Annotated in this window: 23 protein-coding genes and 1 pseudogene; 10 read left to right on the top strand and 14 right to left on the bottom strand. The window is 39.0% G+C overall.

The window, feature by feature from the left end:
- Nucleotides 1–9: 9 nt before the first annotated feature.
- Nucleotides 10–966: an ArsA family ATPase gene (locus MKY65_RS16110; RefSeq protein WP_339178518.1), complete on the top strand. Its 957-nt coding sequence runs from the start codon at nt 10–12 to the stop codon at nt 964–966.
- A complete protein-coding gene (locus MKY65_RS16105) occupies nt 947–1927 on the top strand; it encodes a zinc-binding dehydrogenase (protein ID WP_339178516.1) in 981 nt (326 codons plus the stop codon). The genes MKY65_RS16110 and MKY65_RS16105 overlap by 20 nt, the downstream gene beginning before the upstream one ends.
- A gap of 155 nt (nt 1928–2082) precedes the next feature.
- Here the strand turns inward: MKY65_RS16105 and MKY65_RS16100 are convergent, their stop codons facing one another.
- The 8 genes from MKY65_RS16100 to nfsA all read right to left on the bottom strand — a co-directional run bounded on the left by MKY65_RS16100 (nt 2083) and on the right by nfsA (nt 6814).
- The gene (locus tag MKY65_RS16100) at nt 2083–2943 is read right to left on the bottom strand and encodes a DUF421 domain-containing protein (protein ID WP_339178514.1); all 861 of its coding nucleotides are present in this window, start codon (nt 2941–2943) and stop codon (nt 2083–2085) included.
- A 12-nt stretch (nt 2944–2955) separates the two neighbouring features.
- Nucleotides 2956–3159: a DUF1657 domain-containing protein gene (locus tag MKY65_RS16095; protein WP_042535324.1), complete on the bottom strand. Its 204-nt coding sequence runs from the start codon at nt 3157–3159 to the stop codon at nt 2956–2958.
- 11 nt (nt 3160–3170) lie between these two features.
- Entirely contained in the window at nt 3171–3521 is a 351-nt protein-coding gene (spoVAE, locus tag MKY65_RS16090) for a stage V sporulation protein AE (RefSeq protein ID WP_042535322.1), read from the bottom strand.
- Nucleotides 3518–4534, bottom strand: coding sequence for a stage V sporulation protein AD (spoVAD, locus tag MKY65_RS16085; RefSeq protein WP_339178511.1), 1017 nt, complete (start codon nt 4532–4534; stop codon nt 3518–3520). Before spoVAD ends, spoVAE begins: the two co-directional genes overlap by 4 nt.
- The gene (spoVAC, locus tag MKY65_RS16080) at nt 4534–5013 is read right to left on the bottom strand and encodes a stage V sporulation protein AC (RefSeq protein ID WP_339178509.1); all 480 of its coding nucleotides are present in this window, start codon (nt 5011–5013) and stop codon (nt 4534–4536) included. The genes spoVAD and spoVAC overlap by 1 nt, the downstream gene beginning before the upstream one ends.
- A gap of 60 nt (nt 5014–5073) precedes the next feature.
- Nucleotides 5074–5520, bottom strand: a complete 447-nt coding sequence (locus MKY65_RS16075; RefSeq protein WP_339178507.1) for a hypothetical protein — start codon at nt 5518–5520, stop codon at nt 5074–5076.
- Nucleotides 5521–5606: 86 nt separating this feature from the next.
- Complete coding sequence (locus MKY65_RS16070) at nt 5607–5810, bottom strand: DUF1657 domain-containing protein (RefSeq protein ID WP_042535315.1); 204 nt, start codon at nt 5808–5810, stop codon at nt 5607–5609.
- 269 nt (nt 5811–6079) lie between these two features.
- Complete coding sequence (gene nfsA / locus MKY65_RS16065) at nt 6080–6814, bottom strand: oxygen-insensitive NADPH nitroreductase (RefSeq protein ID WP_339178503.1); 735 nt, start codon at nt 6812–6814, stop codon at nt 6080–6082.
- A gap of 247 nt (nt 6815–7061) precedes the next feature.
- On the opposite strand from nfsA, the gene MKY65_RS16060 reads away from it, so the two are divergent.
- On the top strand, nt 7062–7463 hold the full coding sequence (locus tag MKY65_RS16060) for a YwpF family protein (protein WP_339178501.1): 402 nt from the start codon (nt 7062–7064) through the stop codon (nt 7461–7463).
- Between the two features lie 187 nt (nt 7464–7650).
- Complete coding sequence (locus tag MKY65_RS16055; RefSeq protein WP_339178498.1) at nt 7651–9015, top strand: TrkH family potassium uptake protein; 1365 nt, start codon at nt 7651–7653, stop codon at nt 9013–9015.
- A gap of 72 nt (nt 9016–9087) precedes the next feature.
- Here MKY65_RS16055 and MKY65_RS16050 read toward each other — a convergent pair.
- The 3 genes and pseudogenes from MKY65_RS16050 to MKY65_RS16040 all read right to left on the bottom strand — a co-directional run.
- Nucleotides 9088–9168 (bottom strand): annotated as a pseudogene (locus tag MKY65_RS16050) (YjcZ family sporulation protein); the annotation flags it as partial.
- 494 nt (nt 9169–9662) lie between these two features.
- Nucleotides 9663–10187, bottom strand: coding sequence for a signal peptidase I (gene lepB, locus MKY65_RS16045; protein WP_281422719.1), 525 nt, complete (start codon nt 10185–10187; stop codon nt 9663–9665).
- A 118-nt stretch (nt 10188–10305) separates the two neighbouring features.
- Entirely contained in the window at nt 10306–11463 is a 1158-nt protein-coding gene (locus tag MKY65_RS16040; protein ID WP_339185279.1) for an aminotransferase A, read from the bottom strand.
- 116 nt (nt 11464–11579) lie between these two features.
- On the opposite strand from MKY65_RS16040, the gene MKY65_RS16035 reads away from it, so the two are divergent.
- Complete coding sequence (locus MKY65_RS16035; RefSeq protein WP_084613003.1) at nt 11580–11744, top strand: FbpB family small basic protein; 165 nt, start codon at nt 11580–11582, stop codon at nt 11742–11744.
- A 179-nt stretch (nt 11745–11923) separates the two neighbouring features.
- The gene (locus MKY65_RS16030; protein WP_339178495.1) at nt 11924–12247 is read left to right on the top strand and encodes a hypothetical protein; all 324 of its coding nucleotides are present in this window, start codon (nt 11924–11926) and stop codon (nt 12245–12247) included.
- An 89-nt stretch (nt 12248–12336) separates the two neighbouring features.
- On the opposite strand, the gene MKY65_RS16025 is transcribed toward MKY65_RS16030, so the two are convergent.
- The 3 genes from MKY65_RS16025 to MKY65_RS16015 all read right to left on the bottom strand — a co-directional run bounded on the left by MKY65_RS16025 (nt 12337) and on the right by MKY65_RS16015 (nt 14827).
- Nucleotides 12337–12807: a YkyB family protein gene (locus tag MKY65_RS16025; protein WP_339178493.1), complete on the bottom strand. Its 471-nt coding sequence runs from the start codon at nt 12805–12807 to the stop codon at nt 12337–12339.
- Between the two features lie 339 nt (nt 12808–13146).
- Complete coding sequence (locus MKY65_RS16020; RefSeq protein WP_339178491.1) at nt 13147–13719, bottom strand: SCO family protein; 573 nt, start codon at nt 13717–13719, stop codon at nt 13147–13149.
- 259 nt (nt 13720–13978) lie between these two features.
- On the bottom strand, nt 13979–14827 hold the full coding sequence (locus MKY65_RS16015) for a metallophosphoesterase (protein ID WP_339178489.1): 849 nt from the start codon (nt 14825–14827) through the stop codon (nt 13979–13981).
- A 504-nt stretch (nt 14828–15331) separates the two neighbouring features.
- Between MKY65_RS16015 and cbpB the strand changes: the two genes are divergently transcribed.
- The 4 genes from cbpB (at nt 15332) to MKY65_RS15995 (ending at nt 18642) form a co-directional block, all read left to right on the top strand.
- Entirely contained in the window at nt 15332–15781 is a 450-nt protein-coding gene (gene cbpB / locus MKY65_RS16010; protein ID WP_042535293.1) for a cyclic-di-AMP-binding protein CbpB, read from the top strand.
- 424 nt (nt 15782–16205) lie between these two features.
- Complete coding sequence (gene dapD / locus MKY65_RS16005) at nt 16206–16913, top strand: 2,3,4,5-tetrahydropyridine-2,6-dicarboxylate N-acetyltransferase (protein WP_175297074.1); 708 nt, start codon at nt 16206–16208, stop codon at nt 16911–16913.
- Between the two features lie 16 nt (nt 16914–16929).
- The gene (locus MKY65_RS16000) at nt 16930–18048 is read left to right on the top strand and encodes an N-acetyldiaminopimelate deacetylase (RefSeq protein WP_339178486.1); all 1119 of its coding nucleotides are present in this window, start codon (nt 16930–16932) and stop codon (nt 18046–18048) included.
- Nucleotides 18049–18201: 153 nt separating this feature from the next.
- A complete protein-coding gene (locus tag MKY65_RS15995; RefSeq protein WP_339178485.1) occupies nt 18202–18642 on the top strand; it encodes a TlpA family protein disulfide reductase in 441 nt (146 codons plus the stop codon).
- Nucleotides 18643–18793 lie beyond the last annotated feature (151 nt).

Below are 18793 nucleotides of genomic sequence, written 5' to 3'. Positions count from 1 at the left end.
AGAGAAAGGATGCTTGGAGATAATAACCGGATTATTTTTGTGGGAGGAAAAGGCGGCGTCGGGAAATCCAGCTCGGCAGCTGCTTTGGCAACGGGATATGCGGAAAAAGGCTATCGTACCTTACTCATTTCAACGGATCCAGCTCACAATATAAGCGATATTTTTCAGCAGCAGATCGGTGGAAATACTACCTATATTGAAAAAAATCTATATGCGCTGGAAATTGATTCTGAAAAAGAAACAGACGCGTATATTCAAAAGGTTAAAGAGAACATTCAGGGGGTTGTCCATGTTCAGATGATGGAAGAGGTACACCGGCAATTAGACACAGCAAAAGCCTCGCCGGGAGCTGATGAAGCTGCCTTATTTGATAAACTCATATCAATTATTTTGGAAGAAGGGGCCAGGTTTGATAAACTAGTATTTGATACGGCTCCAACAGGTCATACAATTCGGTTGTTATCTCTTCCAGAATTAATGGGAATTTGGATTGAAGGTCTATTAAATAAAAGGAAAAAAACGAATACACAATATTCGCAATTGCTAAACGATGGACAAGCCGTAGATGATCCTATTTACGATACATTACAAGAAAGAAAACAGCGGTTTACCAAGGCAAGAGAAATTCTATTGGATAAGCAGGCAACAACCTTCCTATTTGTTTTGAATCCGGAGAAATTACCAATAGCGGAAACAAAAAAAGCAATTCATCTCCTGGAGAAATTTCAGATCGCCGTTCCTTACATTATTGTCAATAAAGTGTTGCCAGAGGAGACCGGCGGCGGTTTTTTTGAAAAACGGAAACAAAATGAAAAAATCTATTTAGAACGTATCGCCCTGGATTTTTCTGCTCAAACGATTTTGTATATCCCCTTTTTTTCTGAAGACATCACAAACCGTAACCAATTGAAGCAAATGGGAGCTTATTTGAAGGAGGTATTAGCGGATGAGAGCACTAGTACATGAAAATGGAAGCTTGCATATGAAAGAGATGGAGCTCCAAAGGCCGGGAGGATCAGAAGTTGTTGTAAAATTGAAAGCAGCAGGGCTTAACCGGAGAGATTTAGCTATTCCGAACCGTCGTAAAGAAACGGAAGAAGCATTGATTCTTGGCTCAGATGGAGCGGGAATCATTGAAGAGGTAGGCAAAAATGTCAACGATGTAAAAATTGGCGATGAAGTAATTATCAATCCGGCTTTACGCTGGGTACGAAACAGTGAGGCTCCGCCGAAAGAATTTGATATTTTAGGCATGCCAGATCATGGTACGTTTGCTGAAAAAATTGTGATTTCTGAAGATCAGGTAGAACCAAAACCGGCATATATGAACTGGGAGGAAGCGGCGGCCTTTCCGTTAGCTGCATTAACAGCGTATCGGGCAATGTTTACTAAAGGGGAACTCGAAAAAAGAGAAACGGTATTTATTCCCGGAGCAGGCGGCGGTGTTGCGACTTATTTGATTGCATTTGCCAAAAATATCGGAGCTCGGGTAATTACAACTTCAAGAAGTGAACAGAAAAGAGAAAAAGCACGAGAGCTCGGTGCAGATGTAGTAATAGATACGGCAGATGATTGGGAAGAGAAATTAAGCAATGAAACCATTGATATGGTTATTGATAGTAACGGAAAAGCAACCTTCCAACGTTCTTTAGCCATTTTGAAAAAAGGCGGTAAATTTGTTACATTCGGAGCGACAACAGAGGATGTTATTGATTTTGATTTACGCGCTTTCTTCTATGGACAATACAAGCTGATTGGTTCTACAATGGGGTGCCGGGAAGAACTTATGGCTGCGTTAGAACATGCAGAGAAATACCAATTGCATCCCGTTGTTGACCGTGTTTTTTCCTTAGATCAAAGTGTGGAAGCATTTAGTTATTTAGATGAAGGAAAACAGTTTGGAAAGGTAATTATTCGTATTTCTTAAAGAGGATATTCAAAAAAGAATTCCTATAGGAAGAAGCAGCAAATTGATGAAGGATAAAAGCAGAGAGACTGACAAGCGCTGATGTGCTATAAAAGGCTCTCTGCTTTATATTGTATTGGCACCGGTCAAAGGAAAAGCGGGCATCAGAACGGTATTCATGCTTTTAAATAGGGCTCCATCCGGTTGACCGCTTCTTGCATCCGTTTTTGGTTCCGGTCATATACTTCCTTGGATGCAGGATTATCGGTAGCTAAGGCAAACAGCTCTAAATCTGCCTGGCATTTTTTCATGCTGGCTAATAGCAGAGCAGACTGTGCCGGCTCAGGAACGGTGATATGGTCATCATAGAGATCAAGAAATAATTGCCCCTGATGGTCTACTTGACCAAGAAACACATTATCTATGGTAACATTTTGTTTTTCTAACTCTGCTTCCAGCCACGTCGGGTTTAAGGAAGCATTAGCCAGAGGCTCCAGCAGTATATTGCCGTCAGCAATAACCGTTTGCGGCTCTTTAGCGGGTGCTGGAGTGATATTTAAGTCCTTTAAAGTGACGGGCTGGTTTTCCTTTTTAGGCAAAACATTTAATTCTCCGGTTGGCTCTAATACGGCAAATTCAACATCGGAAACGAGAAATTGATTATTATTTCGAAGCTTTTCCAATAAATCATCGGTAGAATAGCCTTCTTTTTTTAAGTTTTCCTCCATAATTTTTCCGTTTTGTATAAAAACAGTACTTTTCCCATCCGTGAAATCTCGCATCCGTTTGCTTTTTAACGATAATTTTTCAATGGTGAAGGCAGCAATAAACCAGACAAACATCGCTAATAATGCATAATAAAAGCTATTATACGGATCCACTGTATGGAAGGCGGCAATCCCCCCGAGTACGATTCCCGAAATGGTTTCAAATATATTGAGCTGCGATAATTGCTTTGCGCCCAGCCACTTTACAAAGAAAAATAAGACGGTGATTAAAATAATGGAGCGAATAATAATGGATATCCATTCAGGCATGATTTTCCCTCCTTATGACTTATATTGCGGTTCTTGTTTGTCGATATGAATAACCTGCTGGTGTATATCATGGCGTGTTTCTTTGATTAGCTGCGAGGCTTCTTCAATCGCGGCTTTTAAATCCTGTTCCATGGAGGCGGCGTATAATAAATCTAATCCTGCTTCAATGGATTTTAATGTAGCGTAGCACGTCTTTACCTGTGATCCTACTGTCATAAAACATCTTCCTATCCTTTTGGTTTGAATATCATGGCGCCGATGACACCGAATATAATGGCGGCTGAAATACCAGCACTTGTAACCTCAAACATTCCAGTTACGACACCGATTAATCCGTGTTTATCCGCTTCCTGCATAGCTCCATGAACTAAAGAGTTCCCAAAGCTTGTGATAGGAACGGTAGCGCCTGCTCCTGCAAAATCAATAAGCGGTTCATACCAGCCGAGTCCATCCAAAATCGCTCCAGCAATAACCAGAATAGATAATGTATGTGCAGGAGATAGCTTAAATACATCAAACATAATTTGTCCGATAACGCAGATAAGTCCTCCTATTACAAATGCCCAGAAAAAAATCATAGTTGTTCACCTCTTGCTTCGATTGACACTGCATGTGCAATACATGGGATAGGAGCTTTCTGCTGAATGCTCAAGGTTGAATGCAAAGACCCGGTTGCCACCACAAGAATTCGCTGTAAATTCCCTTTGATGACTTCTTGAAGATAATGGCCATATGTCACGATAGCAGAGCAGGCTGCACCACTGCCTCCAGCAAGAACTGGCTGATCTTCGCGGTAAATTGTAATCCCGCAATCCACATATTTTTCTGATTCAATCGGAATATTTCTGTCACGCAATAAATCAAAAGAAACCTCTCTGCCGACATGTCCCAGGTCGCCAGTGATGATTAAATCATAATAAGACGGATCTATCTGCAGGTCCCGCAGATGTGCTTCAATCGTATCTGCAGCAGCGATAGCCATCGCGCCCCCCATATTAAATGGATCTGTCATCCCCATATCAGCTACTTTTCCAATCGTCGCCGAAGTAACAGCCGGTCCTGTTCCGTTCTGAGCAACAAGCGCACAGCCGGCTCCGGTAACTGTCCACTGAGAGGTTGGAGGTTTTTGCCCGCCGTATTCTGTCGGATAGCGAAATTGTTTTTCTGTCGCTGCGTTATGACTGGAAGCGGCACAAAGAATATAATTTGCTCCCTTTGCATTTATAATAGAAGCTGCTAGTGCCAGACTTTCCATCGAGGTAGCACAAGCGCTGAAAGCTCCTAAAAAAGGAATGCTGCTTGTACTTGCTGCAAAGCTGGTCGGCGTCATTTGATTGATTAAGTCGCCGGCAATCAAAAATTCAATATTTTCTTTTTCGATGCGGGCTTTTTTTAACGTAGTCTGTATCGCTTCCTCCAGCATTTTTTGCTGGGCTTTTTCCCAGGAATCCTGATTGAGCCACATATCCTCATGAAGCGTATCGAATGCTTCGGGAATGTTTCCCTTTGCTTCAAATGGTCCGCCGATTGTCCCTGTAGAAAGAATCGCCGGCCGATTTTCAAAAATCCATGATTGATGTCCTTTCAGCATTAGAATCCCCCCCATTGTGTAAGTATGGTTTTAATAATGGCTACGATAAATGCAGAAAAAACACCGTAAACAATTACCGGTCCGGCAAGTTTAAGCATATTGCTTCCTACGCCGAGAATAAATCCTTCCGAACGATATTCGATTGCTGAAGAAATAACTGCATTTCCGAAGCCTGTTACCGGCACTGCAGAACCTGCCCCTGCAAATTGCGCGATACGGTCATAAACTCCAAAGCCGGTTAGCAGCATCGTAATAAAAATCAATGTAGCAATCGTCGGATTTCCAGCTGTTTTCTCTGTGAAATTAAATTGATAAATATAGAAAGTAGAGATGAGCTGTCCGATGAAACAGATAAATCCGCCTATAAGAAAAGCTTTGATGCAATTTTGAAATACAGGTCGCTTGGTTTCCCGCTTTTGTTGAAAAGCTTGGTAGCGCTGCTGATTTGGCTGTAGCTTTTGTTTCTTTTTATCTCCCATGGATAGCACTCCTTTTCAGGTTATTACATGAAATAAAGGAAGACAGCTCGTAATGAAATATCACGTCTGTTCCTTGGATAGATGGATGATTTCCTTCATTTTTTTCTTGATTTCTTTTTCTGTTAATGTTTGTTCTGCCATTTTTTGTTCTAATTTTGAGGTTTCAAGGATAATTTTTTTATCCGTCGATAATTCTATCGTAAAATCAGGAAAATGCTGTTTTAACTCTTTTTGATAGGCTTCTGTTTTATCTTGCAGCGAAAAACGCTCATGATGAGGAATTTCGATAGTGACGAGCATTGTATCCTCTGTATTTACTGCGTGAACAGCAGTAATATCATCTTTATCAATCAGCAATTCCTTTGCCTGTGTTGCGGGATCCTGAGAGGAATTGGTGGATAAATGCTTTATATTTGGATTTTCTGAATAAGAAGATTCATTCTGATGATTACATCCGGCTAAAAAAAGAATAAAGAGGAGCAGCAGGGCCATTTTTTTATTTCGCATATATTCACATCCTGTTCTGTAACGAAATATGTAGTTCGGAGGACCAGACAGTCCCCCTGTTTGCCTGTGTTTGCTGACATATCTTATTACTGTTTGTATTGAGGCTCTTCCTGCGTAATTTGTTGCATCCTTGGTTCTAATTGATCTAAAATACCCTGCGTTTGTTGTGCTGCATTTTTATATAGCTGTTTTGCCTGTTTATTATCTGTTTGAAGAGCAAATTGCTCCAGACTCGCCTGCGCACTTTTTAAACCTGCTACAGTTTGTTGAACTTGTGTGCCTACTGTCATCTTCCTCACTCCTTTTCATATCTTGCACTTATTATTTTGATGAAATAATTATTTTTTATGCTTGTAAACAATTTCCAAAACCTAAATAGACAAGGTAGCAGAAAGCGATGAAGATGTGTAAAAGCAGATGACGGGAGGGGAAGTAAATAACGGGAACCGTGTTTATGTTAGAAGGATAATGAACGTAAACATAAAAAACGACAGAAGATATCTGTCGTTTTTTATCTATATCACAGCAGCAGGCTGCTTATCCAAATATTAAATTTTATTTATTGTTTATTTAGGTTTTTTGATTTTACAAACGGACCTACATCCATGCGCGTCGGTTTTTTATATTTTTTGCTCATTTGTTCTGTCCATGTTTCCTGTTTGTTATTTGAAGTTCGCGATTCATAATAATCTTTCATGGTCTGATCGTATTCCTGAATAAAGTGTTTTTGTTTGTCAAAAGGAATATACCGATTTTCGTGATAAATTGCCGGAAACGGCAAACGTGGTTTGATATCCGGTATTTCTGCCGGATAGCCAATCGCCAGGCCGAACAATGGAACCACATGATCCGGTAATTCCAGAACATCGTTGAAAGCCTGAATATCATTACGAAGGCTTCCTAAGAAACAGATTCCCAGTCCCAATGATTCAGCAGAAACGACAGCATTTTGAGCAGCTAAAGCGGCATCGATTGTTCCTACTATAAATTGTTCAGTGCTTTCCAGATTTTCGGTATGTTCGATTCCATCCAGTTGTTCAAGACGGTGCAAATCCGCACAAAAAATAAGCAGATGACCATTTTTCTTTACATGCTTATGTCCCGAAATGTCGTAGAGTTTTTCCTTGAGGTCCTGGTCCGATACACCGATGATACTGTAGGCCATCACATTACTGGAGGTGGAGGCACGTTGTGCACTTTCTACAATTGTTCTTATTTGAACGTTGTTTAAGGGTTTATCTGAAAATTTTCGAATAGAGCGATGATTCATTAATGTTTCAATGACTTGATTCATACGGGTTCCTCCTCTTCGTCTATACTGTTCCATAAGTTATTATAATGATTTATTTTGAAGACAATACTCGATAGTAAGTGTATCATGGGATTTACATCGGTTCCAAGAAACTTGCTCTTATACAATGAATGGCGTAAAGAAATTATGTTATTATAAAGGCAATATAAATCTTTATAATAACATGGGCAGCAACCGGCGGGTGAGAACAGTAAAAACCAAAAGATACATATACTGGAGGGCGATGTGTTTGAAAACATTTAAACTGCGTAAATTAGTTGTTTTAGATTATGATAAAGGATTAGAAGGAACAGAAGTGGAGCTGATTGACGGTCTCATTATTAATCGGGAAGATGATTATGATACATGGTTGATTGAAGGATTTATTAATCGTAATTACTGGAATTATTTTGAGGAAAAAAAACATGAAGAACTGATGGTGCAAGCAACCATTACAAAAGAGAGCAATGAACCTGCTTCATTTATAACAAAGATGACAGAGATGCATGAAATCGGAGAACAAATGAATGTAATGCTGATGGGGAAAATTATTGATAAACAAAAGAAAGATGTGGAGCAGCTATTAACTGCGCTTGTAGAGGATGGTTATGAGGGAGAGGAGTTAATTCAAAAATTCAAAGAAATTTATTAGAGGATGTTCACAAAATCCAATAAAAAATGATATGTCAGGAAAAGGAGCTTCTCCCAAAAAGTCCCGCGACGTGCGGGCAGCGCAGAAACCATCGCAACACGCTGTGCCCTAAGCTGAGTGGTCCTTTTCAGCGTACTATTTGCACATGTACAAACAGTATGCACATGATAAGAAGAAGGGAAAAACAATGAATAAAGAACGAAAAAAATTTGAGACGTCCACCCGGCGTTCTCCATTTCAAATGCTATTGATTTATTATATGGCTGCGATAGCGTTATCGACTATATTGCTATCTTTACCTGTTTCGCATAAGTCCGGTATTGATATTCCTTTTATCGATATCGTTTTTACAGCTGTCAGTGCGATTAGTGTAACGGGATTAAGTACTATTTCCATTGCGGATTCATTGAGTACCACAGGAATTATTTTTTTAGCTCTGATGATGCAGATTGGAGCAGTAGGGATTATGGCAATTGGTACGATACTCTGGGTGATTTTAGGGAAACGGATAGGCTTTAAAGAAAGAAGCATGATTATGACCGACCAGAATCAAACGCATTTTAACGGCATGGTACAGTTAATCAAGAATATTATATTCTTGCTGCTGGCGGTTGAAGCAGTTTTCTTTATTATATTAGGCGTCTATTTTATGAGGTATTATGATTCCTTAGGAGAAGCATTTCTGCAAGGTTTTTTCATGGTTATTAGTTCGGTGACAAATGGAGGTTTTGATATTACGGGGCATTCCATGATTCCTTTTCAATCTGATTATTTTGTTCAAATAATCAGTATGGTGCTTATTATCATTGGTGCTATCGGGTATCCGGTCATCATAGAGATAAAGGAATATCTTTTGCATAAAAGAAAGTTAAAAAACCAATTTCATTTTAGTTTGTTTACGAAGCTGACGTCAGTAACTTTTTTTAGCTTGGTTTTGGTTGGTGCGATTGGAATTTATTTGTTTGATATAAATGGATTTTTTAAAGGTGTTGCCTGGCATGAATCCTTTTTTTATGCGTTGTTTCAGTCTGTTACCACAAGAAGCGGCGGATTGGCAACAATGGACTTAACTTTATTATCAGATACCAATCATTTATTTATGTCTGCATGGATGTTTATTGGGGCATCTCCAAGCAGTGCCGGAGGAGGAATCCGGACAACGACCTTTGCGCTGGTTCTGATTTTTCTATTTACGTTTATCCGTGGCGGAAGAAGTGTTAAAATTTTTCACAGAGAGGTCTACGAGGTAGATTTAAATAAAGCGGTGACCGTAACTTTTTTTGCAATAATGGTTGTATTTTCTTCTGTTATGATACTTAGTTATTTAGAGCCGTATTCATTAGATGCGCTTATTTTTGAAGTTACTTCTGCTTTCGGAACAGTGGGGTTATCCCTGGGGGTTACGGATGACTTAACCACATTCAGTAAAATAATATTGATGATATTAATGTTTATTGGACGGGTCGGTATTCTCACGTTCCTTTTAGTATTCCGTCGTAAAAAAGATCCTGCGAAATTTAATTACCCGAAGGAAAGAATGATTATTGGGTAAAGGGCATTAAGAAAAGAATAGTTAGTATGTAAAATAAAATGGCCTGTGCCTTTAGCACAAGCCATTTTGTGTTTAGCAGTAAAATGCAGCTCCTACGATGATTAGTAAAATGAAAAGAACAACAATCAACGCAAAGCCGTTTCCGTAGCCGCCACCATAGCCGCCACCGTAACCGTAGCCGCCACCATATCCATAGCCCATGCTTTTCACCTCCTGAACTTACAGTATTACTGTATGCAGATAGATAAAATGTGTATAGACGTTTGCCCTAGTTTTTTAACAGCAGCGTTCTGATACTTCCTCTGTTATTGTTTCAGCAGGCTTTATAAAAGACAGGAGATTTATAAAGCAAGTAATAAAGAATACAGGAATTACTTAGCAAACAGTATGCAATTACATTTTCTCCTTTATTTTATGTAGAGATATTGATAAAATGGAATTATATAAGTGAAATGAGTAAATCATATTTTGTACATAAGCGAAGGGAGTGCTTCATGATGGAAATGCTTTTCGGTGTGGTTTGTTTTGCGATTCTTGTTTTGAATATTGGTTACTGCGTAATGGATAGAGAGTAGTCTTTCCGTCATTATAAAAGCAGAATGCTGTTTCTATTTTCTTGAAGAAAATAAGAATCCAGTGTTCTGCTTTTAGTCTATCCAGCCAAATTCGTTGAAGGGATAAATAATTAATTCAGATTTGCCGATGATATCATCTCGTGGAATAAACCCAAGTCCATTGCGGCTGTCTTTACTGATCAGTCGATTGTCTCCCATGACAAAATAATTATTTTCAGGAATTTCTAACGGACCGAAATTATTGGTTTGTGCAATGACTTCATCGCTTAAAAAATGCTGCTGATAGGCCTGACCATCGATATATAATTGACTGTTTTCAATTTCTATCGTTTCTCCGGGCATCCCGATAATACGTTTTACATAGTTTTTTGGCGGCTGATGGATGATGACCACATCGCCCCTGCCAGGGTCATCTATTGTGTAAACAATTTTATTGAAAATGACACGCTCTCCATCCTGAAGAGTGGGATACATACTTTCTCCTTCTACAATAGAAGTGGCAAAAATAAATGTTCTGAGAAAAAAAGCAAGCATTATCGTAATAATAATTGCCTTCAGCCAGCCTACCCATTCTTTTTTTTGATTGGTATTTTCCACTAACTCATCTCCAAAACGTGCATAGTCTCCTTTTATCGTAGCATGTTTACGCGATTTTGCGCAAACATGCCAGTGGAAACAATTGAAAAATATATTGCAGAAGAGAAATAATTTCCGTTTACTTTTTATTTAACAGGTATGCTTCTAATCGATCTAATCCTTCTTTTAAAATGTCCTCGTGATAGGCATAGCTTAGACGCATATAGCCTTCGCCTTCTTTAGAGAAGCTGCTTCCTGGAACAAGAGCGACTCTGGCGTCCCGGACCAGGGAGAGCCCTAAATCAAATGAACTCATATCATTTAATGCCAGCTTTGGAAAAATATAAAATGCACCCTGCGGCTGCTCAACCTCCAGCCCCATGCCTGTCAAACGTTCATACACATAATCCCTGCGTTTTTTAAACACTTCTTTTATATGTGCTGTGTGCTCCTGATAAGTAGTCAGTGCTTCTAAAGCAGCGTATTGGCTGATGGAAGCAGCACAGGATACATTGTATTGGTGAACCTTCAACATTTGCTCTGATATCCATTCAGGAGCAAGGGTGTATCCGATACGGAAGCCTGTCATGGAGTGTGATTTAGATACACCGTTAATAACGATGGTTTGATTTTTTAAATCCGAAATCGAAGCAATCGATGTATGGGCAAAATCAAAAACAATCTCACTGTAGATTTCATCGGATAAAATAAATATTTCTTTCCCTTTAATCACTCCGGCAAGAGCTTCTAATTCTTCTTTAGAATAGGCTGCACCAGTCGGGTTAGAAGGGGAAGGAAGAACAATACATTTGGTATTTTCATTGATAGCCTCTGCCAATGCTTCCGGAGTAAACTTAAACCCGGTATTAGTTGTATCTACATGAACCGGCTTGGCACCAGCGAGCGTAATCAGCGGTTCATAGCCGGGGTAAATAGGACTTGGCAAAATCACTTCATCCCCAGGTATAAGGATGGTCCGGAAAGTAATATCAATTGCCTCAGACGCTCCAGAGGTAACAATAATTTCCGATTCCGGCTGATAAGTCAGCTCATAATTTGTCTTGTAATAGGTATGTATGGCTTTTCGTAACTTCCAGATTCCTTGATTCGGCGTGTACGTTGTAAAGTTATTCTCAATCGCCTGAATTCCTGCATTTTTTACATTATCCGGAGTATGGAAATCTGGCTGTCCGATTGTTAAAGAAACGACGTCCTTTTCATCAGAGACCAGATTAAAGAATTTACGGATTCCCGATATTTCAATATTTTTTACATTGTTATTTATTAAATGCTTCAACATAATCACCTACGCTTAAAAAGTAAAATTTTCATTAAATGTTCAAATAATTTGGATTAATACGAATGAAATTGGGTATAATAAAAATATAGAATAAAATAAAAGGAGAATACAATATGCGACCAAGATCTCTTAATTTCGAACAACTTGTTGACATGAATAGACAGGAATTATTAAACGATGAGAAAAGTATATCACAAATTGAAGAGAAGTTAGACAAGAAACAAGAAGCTTTTTTATTGAATCATAAAAAGAATAAAAATGAATTAACCGCTGAGTAGGAGAAATCCTTGCTAAAGCGGTTTTTTATTGTAGAGGGGAAAGGCTATAAAAAAACGATTCCGAAGCAGCCCTGTTCTTATTGTTCATCTTCATCAAATAAGGGATTTTACTGCCGTATAAAATCGTTTCAACATGACGAAACTGAATAGCAGCGAAATCAGAAAGAAAAGGTGAGAACATGCTGCTGTCAGGGATAGTATCTATCGGAAATATTGGAATTAATATTGCTTATGTTTATGTCATTATGATGCTGTTATGCAGTACAGCTGTGTACTATCTGACGAAAAAAATATACCAATGGGCAATTAGAAAGCAAATGATGCGCTTTCTGGCATATATCGGCGCAAGCATCATTGTGATCAGTTTAGCGATTATAACAGCTGTCATTCAGGAAAGGGATGCTTGGCACTTTCTAAGGACTACTATGCAAAGCCTCGCTTTTTTAGGCATCTGCTTAGCTGTTTTTCCATTATTGCATCAATTTTTACTGAAAAGAAAATAATCCTCGGCAAACGTTATTTTCTTTTTAATACGGCAATAAAATGTTTAGATACGAAAAATGGGCCAAAGATGAGTGTCTGGCTGGCTTCCTTATTTCTTTTTAGAGCGAGCAGGAGGCCAATCCATTTTTCCTAACGAAGAAGGTACGTAATAGCTGGAGCGATGTTTTTTGGCAGGGGTCGATTTTGGTTTTTCCTGCTTCCAGTTAATATACTGACAAATAAGCCGTTTTGCTTGAGATAAAGACATTTTTACAGGCGGGTTGCGATAGCTTTGATCTAATGCACCCAGATGCTTCAGATGTTTTAAATCCTCTTTGGCAGGAGGGATATGGAAGCAATAGTCTCCAACCTTAATAAGCACTGTAGAATGTTGGTTGCTAAGCTTAGGGTGGTCAGAAAAATGCAACCCTTTTTTAGAAGCTTTTTTCTCTTTTAATAATTTTTCGATGGCTTGTTTTTTTAATTGATACAGCTGCTTCGGGTCAGGAGCCGTTTTTGCATGCTTATTAATAACAAATAAAGCCTGCGCCAGCTTTTGAACCTCAACGTCATGTTTCATTTTTAGTCTCTCCCTTTAAAAAAGGATTCAATCAATCTATATTTAATTAATACTCTAACTTAAAATTTATGGAATTTCAATACTATATCGAAAAAATACGAACAAATGCACTTATTTTGTGCCGGCTGAAAAAATAAAAGCTTGGATAATGCTTGCACCAGCAAGGTTTACGCACATAAGCACGTGCTGAGAAAAATATACTGTGGATGATTAGGAAGGCATGATAGTATTGCCGAATTCAGGGAAGAAAAAAAGACCCCAGCTAAGGTCTTTTTCAGATGAGCAAGAAGAGATATCATTTTAGTGCCGTGGAAATGCTTTATTGAAATATCGCGCTCTCTAATTTACTTTTTTTAAGTCATCAAGAATTGCATCCATGTTATCAAATTCCACCCCATCATAATTTTTGACAACTTCGCCTTCCGGGCTGACTAAAAAGAAAGATGTCCCGTGGAGAACCTGATCATCTCCCTCTGCCGGAGCTTGAACAAGGTTTTTAAAATGCTTAATGGAAAATTCGCGGATTGTTTCAAAATCATAACCAGTGACGAAAGACCAGTTATCGAAATTCACATCATAGTTGGAAGCATAATCCTTTAATACCTCAGGGGTATCGAAATCTGGGTCTACGCTAAAAGAAACAATCTGTGCATCGATGCCTTCCTCTTCCATCATGGTTTGCAGGTGAGCCATATTATATGTCATCGGCATACAAACGGTGGTACAGTTTGTAAAGATAAAATCAGCAATCCACCATTCTCCTTTTAAATCGTCAAGCGAGAGCTGTTCTTCATCTTGTGTCGTATACTCAAACTCCGGGACCTGTTCTGACATGGTTGTTTCAATAGCGTAACCCTGTCCGCAGCCTGCTAATATGAAAAATAAACCGATAAGTAATAAATAATGTCTCATATCATTAAACCCTTTCCTACTGTAACTTATGTTCATTATAGCATTGGGGAAAATGTTGAAAAAGACTCTCATATGAAGGAATTATGACATTTTAAACCGGGCTGTCCGGATATCTTACTCCCGATAACATTTTACTGCAATCCAATTCTTTTAAGTTGGAAGATAATCGAGCCCTGTAAATTTGATTCCGCAGTCGTTGCTGCAGAAGAAAACCGAGGTTTTCCCATGAAGAAACAAAACATTTCTGCAGGTTAAAGCATTAATTTGGATGTAATGTAAATACATGCAGCTCCGGTTTGCAGAAGAATCGATAAGGTAAACGGGTGGTTCCAATCCCGCTGTTCACGTATAATGTCAATCTATCTGAAACACTATATTTCCCTTGTACATATTTTTCTGCGTATGCCGGCGTATATAAATCGCCAATAAAAGGTAACCGGACCTGGCCTCCATGGCTATGACCTGATAATTGAATATCTACAGGATAATCCTTCACCATATCGGCAAGGTCAGGCTCGTGCGCAAGAAGAATGGTAAAATCAGAAGCTGTCTGATCTCTTAACGATTGACTGACATCCGGATTCCCAAGCATTGCATCATCCAGTCCTGCAAGCAGAAAGGAAGCATCCTTACGATGGATACGGGAGGCATTGTTTTGGAGCAAGGTAAAATCAGCTGCTTCAAAGGTTTCGTATAAAATATCCGTTCCATAGCCCCCATGATCATGATTTCCATAAATCCAAAACTTTCCTTCAGGCGCCTCCAGCTGCTGTAATATGCGGATGAGACTGTCGTCCCAGTGATAATTATTAGGCTCATCTACTAAATCCCCTGTAAATAAAATCAAGTCGGGTTCCAGATTATTAATTTTCGTAACAAGCGTTTCGAGTTGCTCTAAGCTATAATGAAAACCTAAATGGGTGTCGGAAAATTGCACAATTTTAAACTGGTTAAAAGCGTTGGGGATTTGTGGAGATGTAATTGATTCTTCTGTGATTTTCAGGAGAGAAGGTTCTATCTCACGAGCATAAAAATACGTTCCTCCGCTCAAACCAAATAATGTTAATAAGCTTCCTAAAGACCTTTTTAAAAATGTTCTGCGATTCATTGTATAATTTCCTTTCTGCATATAAACCAATATGGAAATTATAGCACGGATAGAAGCTTTTTTTCATTTGGCAAATAGGTAAAGTTTTATACTTTCTTATTTAAAATACAGCAAAACCATTCTTTCTGCTTTTAAAGGCCTGATTTACCGCGTTTTATTCGGATATAATTCTTCTGCAGAAATACGTAAAGGCACTTTTTTTAGGAGCAATATTCTTCCAAATGAGGAATCTGCTGATACAATCACTGGGAGAGAACCGCAGAAGTATGTTAAACTAAGAGTGTGTGTATAACGAATAATTAAGTAATATACTTTAAGGTGGCGGTTTATGGGCTATTATCCTTATAGATAACACCCGTGAACTTTTATGATGAAGATAGAGCAGGTATCGCAGAAACGTTTTGGAAGGAGACGTATGTACCGGGTTACTTTCACAGCATTTCTAATAAGTTAAAAGCATCTTTGAATTTCAATCGTCTTTATATGAAGAAGGGGGTAAATAAGGTGAGTACAACGCAAGATAAACAATTGTCAGATATGAAAATCAGTGAAGTCCTTATACCTGCTGAAAAGGTAGCGCATGTCCAGCTCAATAATCCTTTAGAACATGCCTTGCTGGTATTAATGAAATCCGGCTATGCAGCAGTGCCTGTACTTGATGCAACCTATAAATTTGCCGGGATTATCGGAAAAACCGTTATCCTGAATGAGGTACTCGGAATTGAAAGCTTTGAAATGGAACGCTTATCAGAAATCCGGGTAATGGACGCCATGGCTGCAAATGTACCGACCTTAACCAGAGAAAACAGTTTACTAGACGGGCTGAATGCTTCCATTGACCATCCATTTGTATGTATAGTAGACAAAGATGGTTATTTTGATGGTATTTTAACAAGAAGAGCTATATTGAAGCAAGTAAAAAAAGATATTTATATGAACGCATATAAAAAATAATAACAATGTCTCCATGACGTGGAAGAGCGATAGTTTATTCTGCTTCATGGGGATTTTTTTACACGTTAGGAAAGTATATAAAAAATGCTGAATATAGCTGCTCCAACGGGTTGCATGGGGGGCGAGCAATCTTAGCCCCAGAAATTCACTACGCTTTCCGTAGCAGTCGATTAACCTGACAACATTGAGACCTGCGATTACTCGGTCTATTAAAACCGTTGCTGCGCTTACTCGTCCCATCGGAGACCATTGCGCTTACTCCTCCCGTCAAAACCGCCGAAGCGGACATCTCCTTAGCAAGAACACCGATATTTTAAAGAACATGTGATGCTCTTGGTTTTTCTTACAGTAATATTAGTTGCCGATGAAGGTAGCGTCTGCTAAAGTAAGAAGAAGATTATAGAAAATGGAGGAGTAGTTGATTATGGATGCAAATGAAATTATACAATTTATTTCTAATAGTAAGAAAAGTACCCCTGTAAAAGTATACGTGAAGGGAGACTTGGACAAGCTTCCTGAACAGAACGAAATAAAGGCATTTGTTGATGCGAAAAGCGGTACATTATTTGGAGAATGGAAAGCAGTAGAGCAATTCTTAAAAGATAATGAAGCTGTTATCGAAGATTATGTTATTGAAAATGATCGCCGTAATTCTGCTATCCCAATGCTGGATTTAAAAAATATCAATGCACGTATCGAGCCGGGTGCGATTATTCGTGACCAGGTAGAAATCGGCGATGGTGTTGTAATCATGATGGGCGCATCAATTAATATTGGTGCTGTTATCGGTGAAGGAACGATGATTGATATGAATGCAGTTCTTGGCGGAAGAGCTACTGTAGGAAAGAACTGTCATATCGGCGCAGGCACTGTCCTTGCCGGCGTAATTGAGCCGCCTTCTGCTAAACCAGTTATCGTAGAAGATGATGTGGTAATTGGCGCAAATGTTGTTGTCCTTGAAGGGATTACGATTGGAAAAGGCTCTATTGTTGCAGCAGGTTCTATTGTTACCAAGGATGTAGAACCGAACACATTAGTCGGCGGCACACCTGCACGTGTTTTAAAAGAAATTGATGAGCAGACAAAATCGAAAACAGAAATCAAACAAGAGCTTCGTAAATTAGATAATTAAGGCAGATGAAAACTTTATGACAGCAATTGATTTGCAAACGATCCGCAGGGAACTGCATCAGATTCCTGAATTAGGTTTCAGAGAGGAAAAGACGCAGAAGTACCTGCTCGCAAAAATTCAAGAAATGGCGACAGGTCGTGTTGAAGTGAAAACATGGCGGACCGGTATTTTGGTACATGTATCTGGAACCAATCCAACAAAGCGGATTGGTTTTCGGTCTGATATCGACGGGCTCCCCATTTTGGAAGATACAGGCTTCGACTTTGCTTCAACGCATAAGGGACAAATGCATGCGTGCGGACATGATTTCCATATGACCATTGCTTTGGCAGCACTCAACAGGCTGATTGAACAGCCTGTAAAGGATGATGTGCTATTTATTTTTCAGCCGGCTGAAGAAGGTCCGGGCGGTGCAAAGCCGATGATTGCATCAGAAGAATTTCTCGCCTGGAAACCAGATACAATTTTCGCACTGCATATTGCTCCAGAGCTGCCAGTTGGTCAGGTATCCTCTAAACCTGGACTTTTATTTGCTAATACGAGTGAGCTGTTCCTGGATTTTAAAGGACTTGGCGGCCATGCTGCCTATCCGCATTTAGCGAAGGATATGACCGTTGCAGCGAGTAATTTTGTTGTACAGGCTCAGCAAATTGTCTCCAGAAGGTTAAATCCGTTAGATGGTTCCGTCGTTACGATTGGAAAAATGGAGAGCGGATTTGTTCAGAATGCCATAGCGGAGACAGCCCGTTTGGAAGGAACCATTCGAACGACAGAAGCTTCCTCCATCATATTGGTGAAGGAAGAGCTGGAGAAGCTGATCAAAGGATTTGAAATAGCCTATGATTGCCAGATAGATGTCGATTATGGAGCGAATTATTACCAAGTAGTAAATGAAGAAAAATATGTGGAGCTCTTTAAAACGTCTCTGGAAAACACAGACATTACCTATGTCGAGGCTTCTGCGGCAATGACTGGAGAGGATTTTGGAGATATGCTAAAAGAGATTCCAGGATTTATGTTCTGGCTTGGGGTAAATTCTCCATATGGACTGCATCATGCGAAGCTAAACCCGGATGAAGCTGCGCTTTCTGTAGGCGCGGAAGCTGTAGAAACCTATATCCGCTCCATTGGTTAGTGGGTGACAGGCATATTATGGTTTAATAAAAAAGATTTTCTCTTGTGATGGGAGAAAATCTTTTTTATATGCTCTATTCTTCTAAAATCAAATGCATACATCCTCCTCCTTCATCATATATCAGTTAAAGAGAAAATAGGAAGGAGTGACCTCATGCAAATTTATGATAACCTCCCTGATTTATCTAAATTCAAACCATTGCCCGGAAGTAATCAATCCCTGTTATTTTCTAGCGGAAAACCGATTCTTGTTATCTTTTGGTCTGTTAGCTGCTCATCCTGCGGTTATTTCCTGCAAAAGCTGGCTTCTATTCCTCCAATCAAATCCCAAAAAGTGATTACCATATTGATTCATACATATTTAGAGGGCGAACAAATCAGCCTGCCTGAAATAAAAAATAAACTAAATCAGCTGCATATTGATGCTGTATATTTAGATGATGTAACCGGACAATTGGATGATATATTTCAGTTCCGTTATGTACCTGCCTTATATTTATTTGATAAACAGGAAAAGCTGCGGTTCAAACAAATTGGAAAAACTTCTACAAGTTTGGTAGAACAGCGTTTGAGACGATTAATCAATACAAAATAAATAAAATATATAGACTCTATTCTTTCCGGGATGGAGTTTTTTTGTGCGCAAAAGGAGAAGGATGTGGGTAGTTTCAAAATATTTCATGGATAGAAATCACGCAACAAAAGCTGTCCTAAAAAATTTATCAAAAATTTTCAAAAAAATTTCA

This window comes from Oceanobacillus sp. FSL W7-1293, assembly GCF_037969815.1.
In the GTDB taxonomy this organism is placed as follows: Bacteria; Bacillota; Bacilli; order Bacillales; family Amphibacillaceae; genus Oceanobacillus; species Oceanobacillus oncorhynchi.
This window is presented reverse-complemented; position numbering and strand designations above follow the sequence as displayed.